The organism is Bacillus sp. FJAT-44742, assembly GCF_002797315.1.
In the GTDB taxonomy this organism is placed as follows: domain Bacteria; phylum Bacillota; class Bacilli; order Bacillales; family Marinococcaceae; genus Thalassorhabdus; species Thalassorhabdus alkalitolerans.
In genome coordinates, this window is the sequence record NZ_KZ454936.1 from 1,176,184 (window position 1) to 1,193,207 (window position 17,024).

Below are 17,024 nucleotides of genomic sequence, written 5' to 3' on the forward strand. Positions count from 1 at the left end.
AAATGGATACATTGCGATTTGAGTTTCCAGCAACAACCCCTGTTTCTAGTTCAGCGCATGTTGGGGTAGTAGGATCCGGGGACCTTGAAATACTGCTTCAGCCGACTGATCAGCCCAGAACCTCCATTCAAGTAAGGACAAGTATTAATGGGTTTAATGAAACATGGGAAAACGTTCTGGAGCGATTTCTTTCTTATCATGATATTTGTGCCGATGTAATCATTAATGATTTTGGAGCCACTCCTGGAGTTGTTTCCATGAGACTTGCACAATTAATGGAGGTGAGCAGGCAATATGCTTAAGCTAAGAGAAAGTCTGACAGAATTAAAAGCAAGAGAGCGTGTTAAAGCATTATTGGATGAAGGGACATTTAGAGAGTTAATACCACCCCATGAACAGCTTGAATCACCCCATCTTGCACCTCAAGGAGTAGTTCCTCAAAGTGATGACGGAGTTATTGTAGGAAGAGGTCTCCTTGGCGGGGAAAATGCAGTTGTTGTGGCCATTGAAGGAGATTTTCAAGGAGGCGGGATTGGTGAAGTGGCTGGCTCCAAAATCGCAGGTGCTTTCGAGAGGGCATTAAAGGATCATGAGAATGGTATTCCCACCCGGCCGGTGCTGATTTTTGACACAGGGGGAGTGCGGCTGCAAGAAGCAAACTATGGACTATTAACCATAGCAGAAATCCAGGCGTCCATTGTTGCTCTTCGCGAAAAAACCCCAGTAATAGGAATTATTCCCGGTAAAATAGGATCGTTTGGCGGAATGTCTATTGCAGCAGGATTGTTCAGCAAGCTTTTGATTACGAAAGAAGGCAGACTAGGGTTAAATGGACCAGAAGTTATTGAGCAAGAAGCGGGAATTGAAGAATTTGATGCCGGTGACAGGCAGCTTGTCTGGAGAACAGTAGGAGGCGAGCAACGACAGAAAACAGATCATGCTGATACACTGATAGAGGATGATATTCAAAGCATCCGTTCTCAAGTGATGAAACACTTTGAGGAACCTGGTAATGAAGAACCAAGGTGTGAACAAATCAGCTCATTTCTTCATTTGCTTCATTCTTTTGACCCTTCAGAATCACTTACTCCGGAAAAGTATTTGGCGCTTTGGAAGGAAAGCAAGGGAGCGATTACGATAGAAGATGAAACAGCTGGCATGTCCATTTCAGCTGACAGCAACGGAAGCAAGTGGTTTACCGAACTGATGGCGATAGACGGGGCGGTCGAATCTTCCCAAGTAAAGACTGTTCGCTGCGGTGATACCATTATCAATGGGAAAGATGCCCGTGTCCTTGCCGTCGTCCCCGATAAAGAAAATAAGTTTCCAAGAGTCCGAGGTGGAGAAGTAGGTTTAGAAGAAGGATGGACGATTGCTTATCACATACATCAAGCAATAGAAGAAGACAAAAATAAGGAGCAAAAAAGGGCGATCGTAGCGGTTGTAGATGTCCCTAGTCAGGCCTATGGGTATAATGAAGAATTGATAGGAATTCACCTGGCATGTGCCGCTGCGGCGAATGCTTACGCAAAAGCTCGTTTAGCAGGACACCCGGTTGTATCTTTAGTGGTCGGCAAAGCGATTTCCGGAGCCTTTTTGGCTCACGGTCTTCAGGCAAATCGCATCCTGGCAGTTGACGATCCATCTGTACAGGTTCAAGTGATGTCGAAGGAGTCTAATGCAAGAATTACAAGACGTTCTCTTGAACAATTAGAACAATCGGCAAAAACCGTTCCTTCCACAGCTTATGACATTCGTTCATTTCAAACCCTGGGTGCACTCCACAAATTAATTACGGATGTAAATGCGTCCTCACCTTTAAAGGGTGACACCGAAAAAATAATGAAAGAAATCGATCAGGCAATTGATGATTCCAGGCTGGGAAAAGACCATAATCTACAAAATAGACTTACTTCCAAAGAAGCCGTTGGAGGCGGTAGAAAAGCTTCTTTGGAAGTAAGGAAGAGACTGAATGAACAATGGAACTAAGGCCGCATGATTTGGTTGAAATGAATGACGGGGAGGAAGCACTGAGCATAGCCCAAAACATTTCCTGGCTTGAAGAAACTCTTCGTTATCCATGTTGGACGGTCGTTCGCCGAGCTCCACAAACAGAAGACAGTTTCCCAGCGGGTTTTCGAGGAAGATCAAGAGGTGAACGATTTGCCTGTTATTTATCAAAGAAAAATATAAAAAAAGTTGTTACTCCTGAATCAATAGTCACAGAAAAGAGATGGAAAAAGCACAGAAGCTTAATCAACCAGGGGCTTTTTCAATCCTTAGAGATGGTAGATCAAATAATGAGTAAAAACAATCTTTGCTGGGGGCCTGGTGGAAGCTCAGGGTTTGAGTTGGCAACCGGCCTTCCTTCTGTCTCTAAAACAAGCGATATTGATATCATTATTCGGGCACCATATCCTTTAGATAAATATTTGGCAGCAAGTATTGTTGATGAGTTGTCTACTATTGAGACACGTATTGATGCTCAAGTAGAAACATCTGAAGGAGCTTTTTCCCTTATAGAGTTTGCGAGGGAAAACAGTAAAATCTTGTTGCGAACGAGTGAAGGACCCATGCTTACTGAAAATCCCTGGGGTAAAAGGCAGGTCGTAGAATTGTAGAACGAATTCAGGCTCAGTATGTTCTCTTAGGAACGCTGAGCCTGTTTGTCTTTGTTTACAAATTAATGGCGAGTTCACCTATAAAGAGGGGAGAATATGCCACCTCTCTTCAAAAAAAGATAGGAGGGCCTTATTGCAAATAATGTCTTCTTTCAGCTAGTCTTTTGGTAAATCTTTACGTACTTCACGGATGATATGGGTAATTTCAGGGAGAATGATTCGATTCATTGCCAGTCGCACAGCTCCTGAAGACCCAGGCATGGAAAAGACCGCAGTATGATGATATACACCTGCTACTGCCCGGCTTAATATCGAAGCGGTTCCGATATCTTCTGCAAAGCTTAAATAACGGAACAATTCTCCAAAGCCAGGCATTTCCTTTTGCAATAGTGACCCAACGGCTTCATAGGTTGTATCACGGAGAGCTATTCCCGTACCGCCATTTAACAAAATGGAATCGATGTTCTTGTCTTTGGCAGAACGTTTAATTAATTCCTGGATGCCTTGATAATCATCCTGTACAATCTCATAACGGGTGATGTTGTGACCTTCACCCTCTAATAAATCTTTAATGAGTTTACCGCTTTTATCCGTTTCTTTTGTTCGGGTGTCTGAAACAGTGATAATCATGCAATTTACTGAGGAAGGGGCCTCGTTACGGTGTTCAGTGACAGACATTTCGTATATACCTCCTTTTCGTAATGATAACGATTTATATTCTACCATACTATAGATTCTGTACCAATTTTTTAGTTGGGAGGCGTAAAGGTTTTCAGAATTTGATTTTTTAGCATACATCAAGAATCACCGTTTTAATAACAAATAAATAAAGTACGGGGCTCCAATCAAAGCCACAATAATCCCAGCAGGTATCCCATCAGGCTCTACAAGGTTTCTTCCGATTGTATCAGCAAATAATAAAAGCCATCCGCCTGTCAAAACTGCTACAGGAAGAAACAACTGGTGTCTGGGTCCTACTAATGCTTTTGCTATATGAGGAGCCATCAGGCCGACAAAAGCAATTCCACCTGTAACAGAAACTGCAGAAGCGGCAAGGGCTGTAGCTGTAAGTAATAAAAGAACTCGTTCCTTCCCTATGGATACGCCGACTCCTGCTGTTGCTTCCTCACTGAGACTTAGAAGGTTTAACCGGTTTGCTTTGTACAATGTAAAAGGAACCAGGATAACCAGCCAAGGCAAAAGAGCCCATATAAATACCCAGTCCGTTCCCCAGATGCTTCCTGCCAGCCACTTGGCAATAAAGTCTACTTTCTGGCGATCTGCTGAAGAAATTAGAATAATCATTAACCCGGAAAGAGCCGTAGAAAAACCTACGCCTACAAGAATAAGGCGGATTGGCTGAAGTCCAGTGTGCCGCTGATAAGAGAAGAAATAAATAAAACAAACAGTAATAAGAGAACCAATAAAGGCCGCCACAGGAAGCAGTAAAACAAAGGTTCCGGCCTGGACAGGAAAAAATAAAAAGAAGACAGCTACAGCTGTACCCGCTCCTGCATTAATGCCTATAATCCCAGGGTCTGCTAAATCATTTCTTGTAATACTCTGAAGAATCGCTCCAGACAAGGCAAGCGCCATACCAGCCAGAAAGGTTATCCCTATACGCGGCAGTCTAATAGAAAAGAGAACAAATTCTTCTTTAAACGTTCCTTGTCCTAAAATAACAGGAATAATTCTATGAATAGACAAGGAAGAGTAGCCTAATACAGTGGACATGAAAATTGTCGTCACACTTAAAAAAAGGAGAATAATAAGTACTATTGTTTGCTTGCGATACAGGTCTGGATGAATCATGAGAATCTATTTCCCCCTTTCCGGACAATTAAGAGGAAAAAAGGCAGGCCAATGATAGCCACGATTGCGGCTGCCGGTGTTTCATAGGGGGCATGAATAACACGGCCGGCCGTATCAGCAAACAGCATAAATGCTCCTCCCATAATTGCTGACATGGGGATAATGAACCGGTAATCAGTGCCGACCATCCAGCGGACGATATGAGGAATCATCAGGCCCAGAAAAGCCAGATTGCCAACCAGTGCTACTGAAGATCCGGCTAGAATGATGATAATAATAAATAGGAGAACCTTTACTTGCATGGTCCGCTGGCCGAGACCGACTGCTAATTCTTCATGTAGGCTTAGAACGGTGAGCTGTCTTGAAAGTAGAATAGAGAGTACGATTCCGAAAGTAATAAAAGGAACAATGAGCTGCAACTGTCCCCAGGTCGTGCCGATTAACCCCCCTGCTGTCCACATCGAGATATCCTGAGAAATGCGAAAATAAATTCCAACCCCTTCTGCTAAGGCAAACAAGAAAGCAGATATGGCTGCTCCTGCTAAAACAATCCGAAAGGGGGAATAACCGCCCTTTTTTACTGCGCCAATGCCAAATACCATGGCTGCTCCTGCAGCAGCACCGATAAAACAGGCAATCATGATTCCAAAGTAATTAATCCCAGGAAAAAAAGCCATCGTTACTGCAAGACCTGCGTTAGCCCCTGCCGTTAAGCCTAATAGACCGGGATCTGCCAAAGGGTTCCTTGTCAGTCCCTGCATTACTCCCCCTGCCACTGCCAATGCTGCCCCTGTAAATAAGGCCCCAATTTCCCTTGGGAGGCGAATCTCTTGGATGAGAAGCACTTGTTCATTTCTAATATCTGAAATAAGAGCCAGCCATACATCGTAAGCAGTGATTTCAGCGGCACCCATAAGCAGAGAAACCGTGAACATTCCAATGAGAAGGATGAGTGAAACTATTAATTTATATGTAAAACTTACTTTGCGTAGGAACTTTCTATTCATCGTGTTTCCCATCTTTTCTAAAGTGAAATAGAAAGGGGCAGTCCTATGTCAATTCAGCTTGATTTGGTAGATAACTTCAGCTGAAAGAAAAAGAAACTGCATAGCCTGCCCCTTTAAAAATTTTTATTTATCATCAAGAAAAAATCCCTTGAATTCTTCAAGCTGAAGTTCAAGCATTAAAGGGTCGTTAAAATAAAATTCTTTCGCATTTACCTCCAGCATTTGATCATTCTTCACTGCAGGTATTTCCTGGAAGGTTTTTGTTTCTTGAAAAGAATTATCAGCATCTGAATATTTACTAAAGACAAGGTAATCCCCTGAAAATTCAGGCAAGGCCTCAGCTGAAAGGGCATAGTATCCTTCTTCCAAGGCGAGATCTTCCACTTTTTCAGGCATCTCCAGATTCATTTCCTGATAAAGAATTTCTGTACCGCGGCCCCAGTTGTCACCAAAGACATAAAGCTGCTTATCAAAGCTTTCTATCACTGAAACAGTGGCGTCTTCACCGATCTCTTCCCTGATTTCATTCCCGGCAGTCTGTGCTCTTTCCTGAAAATCATCGACCCATTCCTTTGCTTCTTCTTCCTTGTTTAACAGCTTGCCAATTTCAATATGCTGAGTTAAATAATCAACGTTCCCGTAGGTGTAGGTAACAGTGGGAGCAATTTCATTTAATTTATCAACGTTATTAATATTTGAAAGTCCGATGATCAGGTCGGGGTCAAGCTCAATAATCTTCTCCAGACTCTCATCTGTTACTTCTTCAACGTTTTCTAGTTTTTCCTGAAATCTTGGGTTATCAAGGGACCAGGAGTCTGCCCCGACTATATCTACATCCAGGGCCATTACATTTCCGGCAAAGGAAGAGAGGACCACCACGCGCTCTGGGTCGGCAGGTACTTCAACGGGCCCGTTTTCAGATACATAAGTGATAGTTTCAGAAGATGAGGAAACATCCTCTTCAGCCGATGAACCAGACTGGCTGCCGCATGCGCTAATAAGAAATGCTCCTAGTGTAAGTTGAGCAATCAATAGTTGTTTGTTCATTTTCTTGTTCTCCTTTAATCAGGTTATAAGTAATACACAGAGGTTTATTTGTCCGTGGGTCCCTGCCGATCTCTGCATCAATTTGAAAGACTTCTTGTAATACGGAAGGAGAGATAATTTCATCAGCGGAACCTGATTTAATGATTTCTCCGTCTTTTAAAGCAATGATATAGTCAGCAAACCGTGCTGCCTGGTTAATGTCATGAAGGACCATTACAATTGTCCGCCCCTGCTTTTTATTCAGACTTTCCAGTAGTTCTAATACTTCAAGCTGGTGGGCCATGTCCAAATAGGTAGTTGGTTCATCTAGGAAAATCATTTCTGTTTCCTGAGCTAATGCCATGGCAATCCAGACCCTCTGACGCTGACCGCCTGACAGAGAATCTACTGGCCGATATACAAAATCTCTAGTACCTGTGACCTCAAGGGCCCAGCAAATAGCTTCACGATCCTTTTTTGTTAAACGCCCAAAACCATTTTGGTGAGGAAAACGCCCGTAAGAAACAAGTTCTCCCGCCGTTAACCCGCTTGCACTTTCCGGTGACTGGGGAAGAGCGGACATCTTTTTAGCTAACGTTTTCGTCTTTTCCTTTGTTATATCTTTGCCATCCAAGATGATGGAGCCTGATTGATGGGGAATGATACGTGTCATGGCTTTAAGTAAAGTAGACTTTCCACATCCATTAGAGCCGATAATGACCGTAATCTTACCATCAGGAATGGTGGTACTAACTCCTTTAACGATTATTTCTTCCCCGTAGCCAACATAAAGGCCGGATGCAAAAAGTCGTTCCATAAAATTACCTCCAGCTCTACATAACTTTTGTTGAAAATGATTATCAATATCACTACAACAACACTATAATTCTGCCCTCGATGATTGTCAACACTATTTTGTATTGTAAAAACAGGTAAAAACGAGTAAGCTTAATTGATAATGATAATCATTTATAATTGAGAAGACAGGAGTGAGTAATGATGAACCAGTCTCCGCTCTATGATGTAACGATTATTGGAGGAGGGCCAGCCGGGCTTTACTCAGCTTTTTACAGTGGTTTGCGGGAAATGAAAACTAAATTGATAGAATATCAGCCAACGCTTGGCGGAAAATTAAACGTCTATCCAGAAAAGTTGATTTGGGATGTCGGGGGAGTTACCCCCATTACCGGAGCAAAGCTAATGGAGCAGCTGATAGAACAAGGCATGACATTTAATCCAGAGGTTGTCTTGAATGAAAAAGTTGAAAATATCATAAAAAATGACGAGGGTCATTATCTCCTTTATGGCTCGTCAGGTGCTCTTCACCGAACAAAAACGGTGATTGTGGCTGTAGGAGGAGGAATACTGAACCCTAAAAAGCTTGACATAGAAGGAGCTGATAGATTTGAAATCACTAACCTTCACTATACAGTGAAATCGTTAGAAGCATTTAAAGGGAAAAGGATACTGATTTCGGGGGGAGGAAACTCAGCAATAGACTGGGCAAACGAGCTGGAACCTCTTGCTGAAAAAGTATTTGTTACTTATCGTAATAGTGAATTAAAAGGCCATGAATCACAGGTAAGCCAGATGTTAAATAGTTCTGTCACATGCTACTTCCAAACCTTCATTTCCAAACTTATAGCTGCTGTAAATAAAGAAACTATTGACCAAGTGGAGTTAACATATATTGAGACCGGGGAAAAAATAAGTTTACCAGTGGATGAGGTGATTATAAATCACGGATATGAAAGGGACTCGGATTTGCTTCAGAAAAGCAGCCTTACTCTTACTTTAAAAAATAATAAGCTTATTGCGGGAAATGCGGCGAGTGAAACTTCTGAGCCAGGTCTTTTCGGAGCAGGAGATGTGCTTTCCCATAACGGAAAACTGAATTTAATTGCCGGTACCTTTCAGGATGCAGCAAACGCTGTTAATAAAGCAAAGCAATTTATCGAGCCTCAAGCTGAAGAAAAAGGAAGAGTTTCCTCTCACAATGAGATCTTTAAGGAGAAAAATAGAAAGAGAGCAAGAGAGTAAGCAAGGGAAAAAGTTACATAGGTGAAGAGACGGAGCTGGCGGTGATGAAGATTTGGAATGAACCTAAAAAAAGAGAAAGAAAAACAAAAACTGCTTTTTGTTTTTCTTCCTCAGACAAGTAATTCTGCATAAATCAATAAATATTTGTGAGCCATTAAACTAATGATGGTTCTTTAGAGGGGATTTTTAGTTCCTGATATTGATTAAGCAGCAGGTCAAGTTCCTGGCTGCATTGAATCGTCTTCGGATCATTAATCCCAAATTGCTTGGCTTTATGATACATTTCCTTCTTTTTACTCTTTATCTGCCTGTTCAGCACGATTAGTTCCATTTTTCCAGCTGGCCTCCCATGAATAATATTTACGTGGGTCTGAGCTGAGTTCTCTAAGGTGGGTTGATCAAACACTTTCTTAATCATAAGATATCAGATATGTAGAAGTTTGTTGAAATTTGTTTTGTAAGTAAAAAAAGTTAAAAAAGTAAAAAGTGATTGAATATTCATAGTAATAGATAAAAAATGTAAAAAATACAAGTTTAAGTGAGAAAAAGAGAAATCTATAGAGGACGAATCTAGTTGTTGTGCATTCAGGCCCGGTGATACAATTTAAGCAGGGACAAGGGAGGGATGCCATTGAAGAAAGTTGCGGCAGTGACGACTGGAACGGTGCTTGCAGGTTTATTATTAGGTTTCATAATGGTAGAGTGGCTGGTAAAGACTGATCCCCCTGAAACACAGGTTGAAGTGATAGAAAGAGCAGAGTTAAATCCTACGATAGTCAATACAATTGCTGAAAACATGGAGCCGCCGGTAGAAGAATTGATAGAAGATGAGCTACTGGAGGATGAAGAAGAAAGAGAAGAATCAGAGTAATAAAAACAGACTGCTGTTGAACTGCTTCTACATGGGGCTATTCCTCTCATGTATGGTTTAGTTCTTCTGCAGTCTTATTATATTTAGGCGGTTTGTTTCGGTGGTTGTGCTTCATCTTTCCTTGGATTCTTTCTTTTTAAGAGTAAGACTGCTATACCTCCCAATAGAATAGCAATAATCCCGGCAATTAAGAGCATTGAAGTACTGCTTCCTGTTTCGTATTCAGCATGGACTTCGGTTCCCTCCGCGACATCAATATACCAGGTAAGAGTCTGCCCATCTTCAGAATGAGCATTATGACTTACAGGGACAGAAGGAAAATGTACCACCAAAGAAGAGTCAAGCATAGCCGCTGCCATTTCATCTTCTTCACCGGTAAACTGGATATTCAGAACTCTTGTGTGATGATCAAGAGCTTGGACCTCTATGAATTCCGCTGCGTCATCAATCAGATCATCAGCCTCTAATTGTGTGACATCCTCAATCGTTCTTGAAACTATGAGCCCTGCTTCAGTTTCTTCATCAATAACTTGAACGGTGAAGCCTTCCTTCTCTGCTTCCTGGGAAGCTTCAGCGATTTCTCTTCTCAGTTCAGATTCTCCAAATGGCACCTGAGTAGTATCCACTGAGACAGTCATCTCAAATTGAGCACTATCATCCTCCTTGAGGTCCAGAACCATTTCATGCTTTGCGCACCCCGAAAGCAAAAGGATAAGCAGAGCAAAAGGAAACAAGATATGTACCTTCATCAAAACACTCCAATCTATGATATGAGTCAAAATACCTACTAATGGTAGCATAAGTTTCCTGTATCGTCTATTTATTAGATAGGACATTTAGGTAAATAATCTTAATAGGGATTATTTTTAGGAAAAAAACTTGTATTGTATAATGAGAAAATTAAAGAATAAATATCGAAGCGGGAAGGAGAAGAATCATCAGGTGAAAGCCCAGATTCCTTTTTTTGTTTATGGAACTCTCCGGCCAGGTCTTTACAATTATGAATCCTTTATTCGAGGCAAAACGATAGAAGAAGTTCCAGCCATTGCGAAGGGTGTGCTTTATTCGGTAACAGGTGGTGCTTTTCCTTGCATGCGCAAGGGTGAAGAGAAAATCAAAGGAGATTTATTATATATAAGCCCTGAGTATTATGAAGAGGTCCAAAAAAATCTTGATTTATTAGAAGGATATGATCCCGAACAACCAGAGGGCAGTGATTATGTAAGAAGAACCATTATTGTCGAATCTTTATCTGGAAAAAAAACCAAAGCTTATACTTATTATTGGAACCATCCCGCCGGGACGGCTGAACATGTTTCATCCGGATGCTGGATTACTCATATTCATGAAAGAAAGAAATAAATTTAGCGGGGGTTGGCAGTGAATTAGCAGCAACGCTTCCATTATTATTTTTATCAAAACTCAACCACATAGAAACGTAGGAAAGAAAGGAGTCCACATGAAGTTAGGCATTCTTGACCAATCTCCTATTTCTAAGGGTGAAAGTGCAGGTCAGGCACTAAATCATTCTGTCTTACTGGCTCAACGAGCAGAGCAATTAGGATACAGCCGCTACTGGGTCGCTGAACACCATAGCACAGCAGGCTTGGCAAGCTCCTCTCCGGAAATCTTGATGACCCACATTGCTTCAAATACCAATCGTATACGGGTAGGATCAGGAGGAGTACTTCTTCCCCAGTACAGCCCTTACAAAGTAGCGGAAAATTTCAAAACAATGGAAGCCCTTTTTCCTGGCCGAATTGATTTAGGGGTAGGGCGTTCACCTGGAGGGGGGCCGTCTATACGCTTAGCCTTGACTGACGGAGTAAAAAAGAACTTGATTGAATTTCCCCGCCAGCTCTTTGATTTGCAAGGCTTTTTAGATTCAAATCTTCCTCAAGGCCATCCTTATAAAGGAATTAACACCAACCCAGTCACTTCAACGCTGCCTGAAACCTGGGTTCTTGGCCTTTCAGAAAGAGGGGCCAAAGTAGCAGGGAGGAATAGTGCCGGATTTACGTACGGCCATTTTATTAATCCATATAGCGGGGCAGAAGCTGTGAACAGTTATTTGAAATCTTTCACGCCATCTCCAAGAATGGATAATCCCAAGGTAAATGCCTGTGTATTCGTAGTCTGTGCAGAAAGCAAAGAGGAAGCAGAGGAGCTTGCTGTCAGTCAGGATCACTGGCTGCTAGCTGTAGAAAAAGGAGGTAATACACAAATTATTTCTATTGAAGAGGCTAAAGCCAGGTTATTGAGTGATAATGACAAGGTAAGAATCATAGAAAACAGAAAAAGAGCAGTTATCGGAACCCCTGAACAGGTTAAAGAAGAGCTTTTAGTCCTGAGCCGCCGTTACCAGACAAATGAATTGTTGATCATAACAAATATATATGACAAGAGAAAAAGAATACGGTCTTATGAGCTTCTTTCTAAAGCCTTTCATTTACAAGGTAAGAATAGATAGATATGTCAGAAAGGAGGAGTTTCATGGAAGATGTTGTGGTGATTACACCCTTTGCTGAGCTTGCTGAACGGTTTGAAGGACTTCGGCTGAAGACTGATGTTCCATTTTCGCTGATTTCCCTGGAAAAAGACCTAAAGGATGAGAGGGACTTGCCGGAAAAGGTGAGGGGAGCAAAAGTTCTTATTTCCCGCGGAGGCACAGCTCGCTTATTGAGAGAGAAGGGAAGTGTGCCAGTCATTGATATCCCTGTCTCGGTTAAGGACGTTCTTCGTTCAGTGAGCAGCACAGTAACTAAAGGGTTTATCGATGTTGCCGTGGTCACCCCTGAGAACCTGTTGACCTTCACAGAAAATCTTTCCTTGTCAAAGGATACTAATATTACATTTGAAAGCTATCAAAACAAAAAACAGATAAAGAAAAAAATAGAAGGCCTCGTAGTAAAGAATAATGTGAAAGTTGTCATTGGCGATAAAGCGGCTGTAAAAGCAGCGACAAAGCTAGGTGTTTTCAGTGAACTGTTATTATCAGGTGAAGAAGCTCTTCACACTGCTCTAGATACCGCCAAGCATTTACTTTCCATTCAGCGTAATGAGCAAGCAAAGAGAAAAGAGCTGGAATCCGTTATTCACTATGTAAATGAAGGCGTCATTACAGTAAATGAAGAAGGCAGAATCACGGTTTTTAATGAAGCGGCAAAGCATATTTTTCAAAAGGAAAATGAAGAGGTAACAGGCCGCGATGTAAGAAAAGCAATCCCTGAGGCAAAGGATATTAATATAAAAAAAGAACAAAAAAATAAACTTCTTCAAGGAAAAAGAATTATATACACTACCCTGCCCATATACATAGATGGCAATTTTCAAGGCTCAGTCCTTATTTTTGAAGAAACGAAAAAACTGCAAAAGCTCGAACTCGAAATCCGAAAGGAACTAAATAAGAAAGGACTGACAGCAAAGCATCGATTTACAGATATCGTAACAAAAAATAAAGAAATGAAAGAGGCCTTAGAGGAGGCAGCACTGTTTGCCGCATCAGAAGGGACCGTGGTGATATACGGGGAAAGCGGAACAGGCAAGGAGCTTGTTGCCCAGAGTATTCATAATGAAAGTGAGCGCGAAGAGAAACCATTTGTTTCGATAAACTGTGCTTCACTTTCACCAACTCTTCTTGAAAGTGAACTGTTTGGTTATGAGGAAGGTGCTTTTACCGGAGCTGTAAAAGGGGGAAAGCCAGGCCTGTTTGAATTAGCACACAGGGGCACATTATTTCTGGACGAAATAGGTGAAATCTCTCTTGAGTTTCAGGCAAAGCTTCTTCGTGTCCTTCAGGAAAAAGAGGTCAAGAGAATTGGCGGCGGCCGTATTACCCCAGTGGATGTACGAGTGATATGTGCAACCAATCAAAGGCTGTCTCAGCTTGTAGAAGAGGAAAAATTCAGGGAAGACCTTTATTACCGACTCGCTATACTAGAGGTTGAACTTCTTCCTCTTCGTGAGAGAAAAGAGGATATTGTTCCTTTAGCGCTTTCTTTTCTCGAAAAAGAGAAGAAGTCCGGTCGCAAACCTCTCCGCTGGCAAAGCGAGGATGTATTTTCTCCTCTTCTCGCTCATAAATGGAAAGGCAATGCAAGGGAGCTTGAAAATTTTGTTCACCGCTTAGTTTTGTTAACACCTGCTGAAGATATTTCAAAGGGGTTTGTTGAAAAACAGTTAAACAAGAGGCCGCTAACGAAATCAGCAAAAGTTGAGCTCTCAGTGACCCAGGACATTAAGCTGATGGAAAAAGAGCTTTGGGAAAAAATTCTGGATCAGTATGACGGCGATAAAGAAGAAGTCTGCAGACAATACAGGATCAGTAAATCAACGTTATGGAGAAAGTTGAGTTTCAATAATGAAAAATGATATTTCAAATATGAAACATATAGGCAAATGAAAGTGCAGAAACAATGCTTGGATGTGTTGTTTCTGCACTTTTTTCATGGTTTTAAAAATGTTGGCACAAATATTGCATATTTAATTAGGCAGCTCTTCGTGACTACAAGAGACAATAAACACAGAGGTGAAAGAAAAATGAAAATTGTAGATATCAAAGAAAAGGCTGTACCCATTAAATCTGACATAAGTAATGCCTATATTGATTTTAGTAAAATGACTGCTTCTGTCGTGGCTGTTGTGACTGATGTTGAAAGAGATGGCAAACCAGTGATCGGATATGGCTTTAATTCAAATGGAAGATATGCACCAAGCGGAATATTAAGAGAGCGGTTTATCCCCAGGCTTTTAGATGCATCACCTGGTGACATCCTAAATGAAGAAGAAACAAACCTTGATCCACACAAAATTTGGAATGTTCTTATGACAGGAGAGAAGCCTGGAGGACATGGCGAGCGTTCAGTTGCCGTAGGAACGTTGGATATGGCTGTATGGGATACCGTGGCAAAAATAGAAGAAAAGCCGTTATACCAGGTGCTTGCTGACAGGTACCGAAATGGACAGGTGGATGAGAAGGTTTTTGTTTATGCAGCGGGCGGATATTATCAGCCTGATAAAGGACTGGATAAGCTTCAGGAAGAAATGAAAAGCTACCTGGATCTTGGCTACAATGTCGTAAAGATGAAAATAGGAGGAGATTCTTTAAAGGAAGATATAAAGAGAATTGAAGCGGTGCTTGACGTAGTGCCATCAGGGAAGAATCTGGCTGTTGATGCTAACGGCCGCTTTGATTTAGGAACGGCAATTGAATATGCCAAAGAACTGGAGCCCTATGATCTGTTTTGGTATGAAGAAGCAGGTGATCCCCTTGACTACGAATTACAGGCTGAGCTTGCAAAGTATTACAAAAACCCGATGGCCACAGGTGAAAATTTATTTTCCATGCAAGATGCCCGCAATCTTATTCGCTACGGTGGAATGCGCTCAGACAAGGATATTCTCCAATTTGATTGTGCGCTCAGCTATGGACTCGTAGAATATTTAAGAATTCTTGATATGCTTAGTGATTATGGATGGTCGCCAAGACAGTGTATTCCTCATGGAGGGCACCAAATGTCCTTGAACATTGCGGCAGGTCTGGGTCTTGGAGGAAATGAATCCTATCCGGGAGTGTTTGAGCCCTTTGGTGGATTTGCTGATAACTTTCCGGTAGAAGATGGGTACGTAAGTCTTCCAGATGTGCCCGGCATTGGATTTGAAGCAAAGTCCAATTTATATGAGCTTTTACAGACGGTGGCTAAATAATCTTATGAAAAGAAGTGCAGGCCGTTCAGGTCTGCGCTTCTTTTCATTTCACCTTAAAGAATATAGCTAGTTTTCCAGAAAAGGCTGTTGTCTTTTTTTCTATTTTGAATTGTTGGCTGGTTGCTTTCACTAAACTGCTTTTTTCCAAAAGCGTATAGTAATCATACCAAGTAAAAGTAACAGTATCCGCTTTGAAAAATAATTGAACTGCATCCTTGAAAAAGATGGGGTGTAATGAAACGGGCGGACTCAGTCTTCATGAAAGAGGGAGAGGCATGAGATATACGGGAGGAAGCAAGTGGAAGAAGCATCAACTCATGCAAAAAAGAGAGGAGCTTCAGCCTCATTTGCCAGCTACGGAAAAATATACTCATACAATGTTGCTGGATTTTCTAAAAAAATACAACCAGGTGATGGTAAAGCCTGTGATTGGAAGAAGAGGGAGAAATATTTTAAAAGTAACGCAGCTTGAAAATAACAAATTTGAAGTTCAGGAAAGAAGTTATAAGGTCACATACAGCAGCAGAGATAAAATGCTGGCATTTATTGACAAGTATATCAGCACCAGGAAACATCCACTGCAGCGAAACTACATTGTTCAAAGATACATTGATCTGGCCGAATATAATAACAGTCCCTTTGATATCAGGGTTATTGTTCAAAAAAGAAAAGTGACGAAAAAGTGGGAAGCAACCGGGATGGTAACAAAGGTTGCTGGAAAAGGCTATATTGTAACGAATAACAAAATAAGCAAGGGTATAATCCTACCCGTTCCCGAAGCATTAAAAAAGGCGAGTATCGATCCGTCAGTGAGCAGAAAAGAAATAATGGAGGAAGCAGAACGAGTCTCATTACTCGCTGCCAAAAGGCTGGCTGTACGATGGAAAAAGCATACCATCATGGGCTTTGATATCGGAGTGGATAAAGGGGGACATGTGTGGGTCATCGAAGGGAATTTGTGCCCTGGCATTAGAAATTTCTATAAGCTCACCGACAAAACAATGTATCGAAGAATTAAAAAAATCCGCAAGGAACACGAGAAACGGGTGCCTGGCACCTCATAAGAATGTAACACGTTTGTAATAAAGGAGAGTCTTAATAAAAAAGACCCTCCTTTTCCTGTTTATTGAATCCTTATCTTTAATATATTTTTGATGTCTCGAAACTGCTGCTTGACTTGTCCGTGATGGATGGAGGTCATCATAATAATTACCAGGTTAAGGACTGAAGTCAGGATCATGCTCCAGACAACAAGACGGGGCACATTGTATCGTAACATTGTTATCACCACTTTTTTTCTTACTATGTCACAAATCGAAAGGAATCATTCTTCATTCAGAGAAAGAATAATAAAAACAAAAAAAGACAATTTGTATTAAGCCAAGAGATAAAATGATGTGTTACGCACACTATAAAAACAGGTATACTATAGAACAGATTATTTGAAAGGATGATTGGATGCCAATTTACAACAAGCTGGTACGTGATCATATTCCCGATATGCTCCGGCTGTCCGGAAAAGGATACCAGGCCGAAGAGCTGTCAGACGAGAAGTATAAGGAAGAAGCTCAAAAGAAGCTTCAGGAAGAATTAAATGAATATCTATCTGCTGAAACAGATGAAGATGCACTGAATGAGTTAGCTGATATTCTTGAACTTCTTCATGCTTTATCAAATCAACATGGGGCCTCTCCAGAAAAGCTTGAGGAAATAAGAAAGGAAAAAGCAAGAGTCAGAGGCGGTTTCGATGAGAAAAGATTTTTAGTTATGGTTGAAGATAAGAAGTAACAAGTTCATTTGTTCAGCAGGCTCATAAGCTGTACAGCGACATCTGTTGCCGCAGAAAAACATGCTCGCTTCTCTGCCTAGGAGTTTTAAAGATATGCCAAAACAGCTTAGATTTTACGCAGCAAGGGAGCTCGTTTCTAAAGAGCTCCTTTT

19 protein-coding genes are annotated in these 17,024 nt (G+C 41.4%); 11 read left to right on the forward strand and 8 right to left on the reverse strand.

Features of this window, described 5'->3' with window-relative positions:
* Positions 1 to 2: 2 nt before the first annotated feature.
* Genes CEF17_RS05920 through CEF17_RS05930 form a run of 3 tightly spaced genes read left to right on the forward strand, consistent with a single transcriptional unit; the run spans position 3 to position 2,621 of the window.
* Positions 3 to 302 carry a malonate decarboxylase subunit delta gene (locus CEF17_RS05920; RefSeq protein ID WP_100398710.1) on the forward strand — a complete coding sequence of 100 codons (300 nt, stop codon included), beginning with the start codon at positions 3 to 5 and terminating at the stop codon, positions 300 to 302.
* Positions 295 to 1,989 carry a biotin-independent malonate decarboxylase subunit beta gene (gene mdcD / locus CEF17_RS05925; protein WP_100398711.1) on the forward strand — a complete coding sequence of 565 codons (1,695 nt, stop codon included), beginning with the start codon at positions 295 to 297 and terminating at the stop codon, positions 1,987 to 1,989. Before CEF17_RS05920 ends, mdcD begins: the two co-directional genes overlap by 8 nt.
* Positions 1,980 to 2,621, forward strand: a complete 642-nt coding sequence (locus tag CEF17_RS05930) for a malonate decarboxylase holo-ACP synthase (RefSeq protein WP_100398712.1) — start codon at positions 1,980 to 1,982, stop codon at positions 2,619 to 2,621. Before mdcD ends, CEF17_RS05930 begins: the two co-directional genes overlap by 10 nt.
* Before the next feature lie 156 nt (positions 2,622 to 2,777).
* Here CEF17_RS05930 and CEF17_RS05935 read toward each other — a convergent pair whose 3' ends face one another.
* The 5 genes from CEF17_RS05935 to CEF17_RS05955 all read right to left on the reverse strand — a co-directional run bounded on the left by CEF17_RS05935 (position 2,778) and on the right by CEF17_RS05955 (position 7,283).
* A complete protein-coding gene (locus CEF17_RS05935; protein WP_100398713.1) occupies positions 2,778 to 3,299 on the reverse strand; it encodes a MogA/MoaB family molybdenum cofactor biosynthesis protein in 522 nt (173 codons plus the stop codon).
* 126 nt (positions 3,300 to 3,425) lie between these two features.
* Positions 3,426 to 4,433, reverse strand: a complete 1,008-nt coding sequence (locus CEF17_RS05940) for a FecCD family ABC transporter permease (RefSeq protein WP_100398714.1) — start codon at positions 4,431 to 4,433, stop codon at positions 3,426 to 3,428.
* Complete coding sequence (locus CEF17_RS05945) at positions 4,430 to 5,440, reverse strand: FecCD family ABC transporter permease (RefSeq protein ID WP_100398715.1); 1,011 nt, start codon at positions 5,438 to 5,440, stop codon at positions 4,430 to 4,432. Before CEF17_RS05945 ends, CEF17_RS05940 begins: the two co-directional genes overlap by 4 nt.
* A gap of 123 nt (positions 5,441 to 5,563) precedes the next feature.
* The gene (locus tag CEF17_RS05950; protein ID WP_100398716.1) at positions 5,564 to 6,487 is read right to left on the reverse strand and encodes an iron-hydroxamate ABC transporter substrate-binding protein; all 924 of its coding nucleotides are present in this window, start codon (positions 6,485 to 6,487) and stop codon (positions 5,564 to 5,566) included.
* Entirely contained in the window at positions 6,435 to 7,283 is an 849-nt protein-coding gene (locus CEF17_RS05955) for an ABC transporter ATP-binding protein (protein WP_100398717.1), read from the reverse strand. The genes CEF17_RS05950 and CEF17_RS05955 overlap by 53 nt, the downstream gene beginning before the upstream one ends.
* A 182-nt stretch (positions 7,284 to 7,465) precedes the next feature.
* Between CEF17_RS05955 and CEF17_RS05960 the strand changes: the two genes are divergently transcribed.
* Positions 7,466 to 8,506 carry an NAD(P)/FAD-dependent oxidoreductase gene (locus CEF17_RS05960; protein ID WP_100398718.1) on the forward strand — a complete coding sequence of 347 codons (1,041 nt, stop codon included), beginning with the start codon at positions 7,466 to 7,468 and terminating at the stop codon, positions 8,504 to 8,506.
* Positions 8,507 to 8,660: 154 nt separating this feature from the next.
* On the opposite strand, the gene CEF17_RS05965 is transcribed toward CEF17_RS05960, so the two are convergent.
* On the reverse strand, positions 8,661 to 8,837 hold the full coding sequence (locus CEF17_RS05965) for an aspartyl-phosphate phosphatase Spo0E family protein (RefSeq protein WP_100398719.1): 177 nt from the start codon (positions 8,835 to 8,837) through the stop codon (positions 8,661 to 8,663).
* Positions 8,838 to 9,137: 300 nt separating this feature from the next.
* Between CEF17_RS05965 and CEF17_RS05970 the strand changes: the two genes are divergently transcribed.
* Positions 9,138 to 9,377 carry a hypothetical protein gene (locus CEF17_RS05970; RefSeq protein ID WP_100398720.1) on the forward strand — a complete coding sequence of 80 codons (240 nt, stop codon included), beginning with the start codon at positions 9,138 to 9,140 and terminating at the stop codon, positions 9,375 to 9,377.
* Between the two features lie 83 nt (positions 9,378 to 9,460).
* On the opposite strand, the gene CEF17_RS05975 is transcribed toward CEF17_RS05970, so the two are convergent.
* Positions 9,461 to 10,126: an LPXTG cell wall anchor domain-containing protein gene (locus CEF17_RS05975; protein WP_157842940.1), complete on the reverse strand. Its 666-nt coding sequence runs from the start codon at positions 10,124 to 10,126 to the stop codon at positions 9,461 to 9,463.
* A 142-nt stretch (positions 10,127 to 10,268) separates the two neighbouring features.
* Here CEF17_RS05975 and CEF17_RS05980 point away from each other — a divergent pair, with 142 nt between their 5' ends.
* The 5 genes from CEF17_RS05980 (at position 10,269) to CEF17_RS06000 (ending at position 16,147) form a co-directional block, all read left to right on the forward strand.
* Positions 10,269 to 10,739, forward strand: coding sequence for a gamma-glutamylcyclotransferase family protein (locus CEF17_RS05980; protein ID WP_100398722.1), 471 nt, complete (start codon positions 10,269 to 10,271; stop codon positions 10,737 to 10,739).
* Between the two features lie 97 nt (positions 10,740 to 10,836).
* Positions 10,837 to 11,847, forward strand: a complete 1,011-nt coding sequence (locus tag CEF17_RS05985) for an LLM class flavin-dependent oxidoreductase (protein ID WP_100398723.1) — start codon at positions 10,837 to 10,839, stop codon at positions 11,845 to 11,847.
* Positions 11,848 to 11,870: 23 nt separating this feature from the next.
* Positions 11,871 to 13,748 (forward strand): sigma 54-interacting transcriptional regulator, encoded by a 1,878-nt coding sequence (locus CEF17_RS05990; RefSeq protein ID WP_198508898.1) that lies wholly within the window; start codon positions 11,871 to 11,873, stop codon positions 13,746 to 13,748.
* A gap of 168 nt (positions 13,749 to 13,916) precedes the next feature.
* Complete coding sequence (locus tag CEF17_RS05995) at positions 13,917 to 15,083, forward strand: mandelate racemase/muconate lactonizing enzyme family protein (protein WP_100398725.1); 1,167 nt, start codon at positions 13,917 to 13,919, stop codon at positions 15,081 to 15,083.
* A 275-nt stretch (positions 15,084 to 15,358) separates the two neighbouring features.
* On the forward strand, positions 15,359 to 16,147 hold the full coding sequence (locus tag CEF17_RS06000) for a YheC/YheD family protein (RefSeq protein WP_157842942.1): 789 nt from the start codon (positions 15,359 to 15,361) through the stop codon (positions 16,145 to 16,147).
* Positions 16,148 to 16,206: 59 nt separating this feature from the next.
* Here CEF17_RS06000 and CEF17_RS19875 read toward each other — a convergent pair whose 3' ends face one another.
* Positions 16,207 to 16,362: a hypothetical protein gene (locus tag CEF17_RS19875; RefSeq protein WP_157842943.1), complete on the reverse strand. Its 156-nt coding sequence runs from the start codon at positions 16,360 to 16,362 to the stop codon at positions 16,207 to 16,209.
* Between the two features lie 179 nt (positions 16,363 to 16,541).
* On the opposite strand from CEF17_RS19875, the gene CEF17_RS06005 reads away from it, so the two are divergent.
* Positions 16,542 to 16,871 carry a nucleoside triphosphate pyrophosphohydrolase gene (locus CEF17_RS06005; protein ID WP_100398727.1) on the forward strand — a complete coding sequence of 110 codons (330 nt, stop codon included), beginning with the start codon at positions 16,542 to 16,544 and terminating at the stop codon, positions 16,869 to 16,871.
* Positions 16,872 to 17,024 lie beyond the last annotated feature (153 nt).

Excerpts from the sequence above, each read along its gene's own strand:
- CEF17_RS05940 (WP_100398714.1), bottom strand. The coding sequence starts at position 4,433 with ATGATTCATCCAGACCTGTATCGCAAGCAAACAATAGTACTTATTATT.
- CEF17_RS05980 (WP_100398722.1), top strand. The coding sequence starts at position 10,269 with ATGAGAAAATTAAAGAATAAATATCGAAGCGGGAAGGAGAAGAATCAT.
- CEF17_RS05995 (WP_100398725.1), top strand. The coding sequence starts at position 13,917 with ATGAAAATTGTAGATATCAAAGAAAAGGCTGTACCCATTAAATCTGAC.
- CEF17_RS05975 (WP_157842940.1), bottom strand. The coding sequence starts at position 10,126 with ATGAAGGTACATATCTTGTTTCCTTTTGCTCTGCTTATCCTTTTGCTT.
- CEF17_RS19875 (WP_157842943.1), bottom strand. The coding sequence starts at position 16,362 with ATGTTACGATACAATGTGCCCCGTCTTGTTGTCTGGAGCATGATCCTG.
- CEF17_RS06000 (WP_157842942.1), top strand. The coding sequence starts at position 15,359 with ATGAGATATACGGGAGGAAGCAAGTGGAAGAAGCATCAACTCATGCAA.
- CEF17_RS05965 (WP_100398719.1), bottom strand. The coding sequence starts at position 8,837 with ATGGAACTAATCGTGCTGAACAGGCAGATAAAGAGTAAAAAGAAGGAA.
- CEF17_RS05985 (WP_100398723.1), top strand. The coding sequence starts at position 10,837 with ATGAAGTTAGGCATTCTTGACCAATCTCCTATTTCTAAGGGTGAAAGT.
- CEF17_RS05920 (WP_100398710.1), top strand. The coding sequence starts at position 3 with ATGGATACATTGCGATTTGAGTTTCCAGCAACAACCCCTGTTTCTAGT.
- CEF17_RS05935 (WP_100398713.1), bottom strand. The coding sequence starts at position 3,299 with ATGTCTGTCACTGAACACCGTAACGAGGCCCCTTCCTCAGTAAATTGC.
- CEF17_RS05955 (WP_100398717.1), bottom strand. The coding sequence starts at position 7,283 with ATGGAACGACTTTTTGCATCCGGCCTTTATGTTGGCTACGGGGAAGAA.
- CEF17_RS05990 (WP_198508898.1), top strand. The coding sequence starts at position 11,871 with ATGGAAGATGTTGTGGTGATTACACCCTTTGCTGAGCTTGCTGAACGG.
- CEF17_RS05960 (WP_100398718.1), top strand. The coding sequence starts at position 7,466 with ATGAACCAGTCTCCGCTCTATGATGTAACGATTATTGGAGGAGGGCCA.
- CEF17_RS05950 (WP_100398716.1), bottom strand. The coding sequence starts at position 6,487 with ATGAACAAACAACTATTGATTGCTCAACTTACACTAGGAGCATTTCTT.
- CEF17_RS06005 (WP_100398727.1), top strand. The coding sequence starts at position 16,542 with ATGCCAATTTACAACAAGCTGGTACGTGATCATATTCCCGATATGCTC.
- mdcD (WP_100398711.1), top strand. The coding sequence starts at position 295 with ATGCTTAAGCTAAGAGAAAGTCTGACAGAATTAAAAGCAAGAGAGCGT.
- CEF17_RS05945 (WP_100398715.1), bottom strand. The coding sequence starts at position 5,440 with ATGAATAGAAAGTTCCTACGCAAAGTAAGTTTTACATATAAATTAATA.
- CEF17_RS05930 (WP_100398712.1), top strand. The coding sequence starts at position 1,980 with ATGGAACTAAGGCCGCATGATTTGGTTGAAATGAATGACGGGGAGGAA.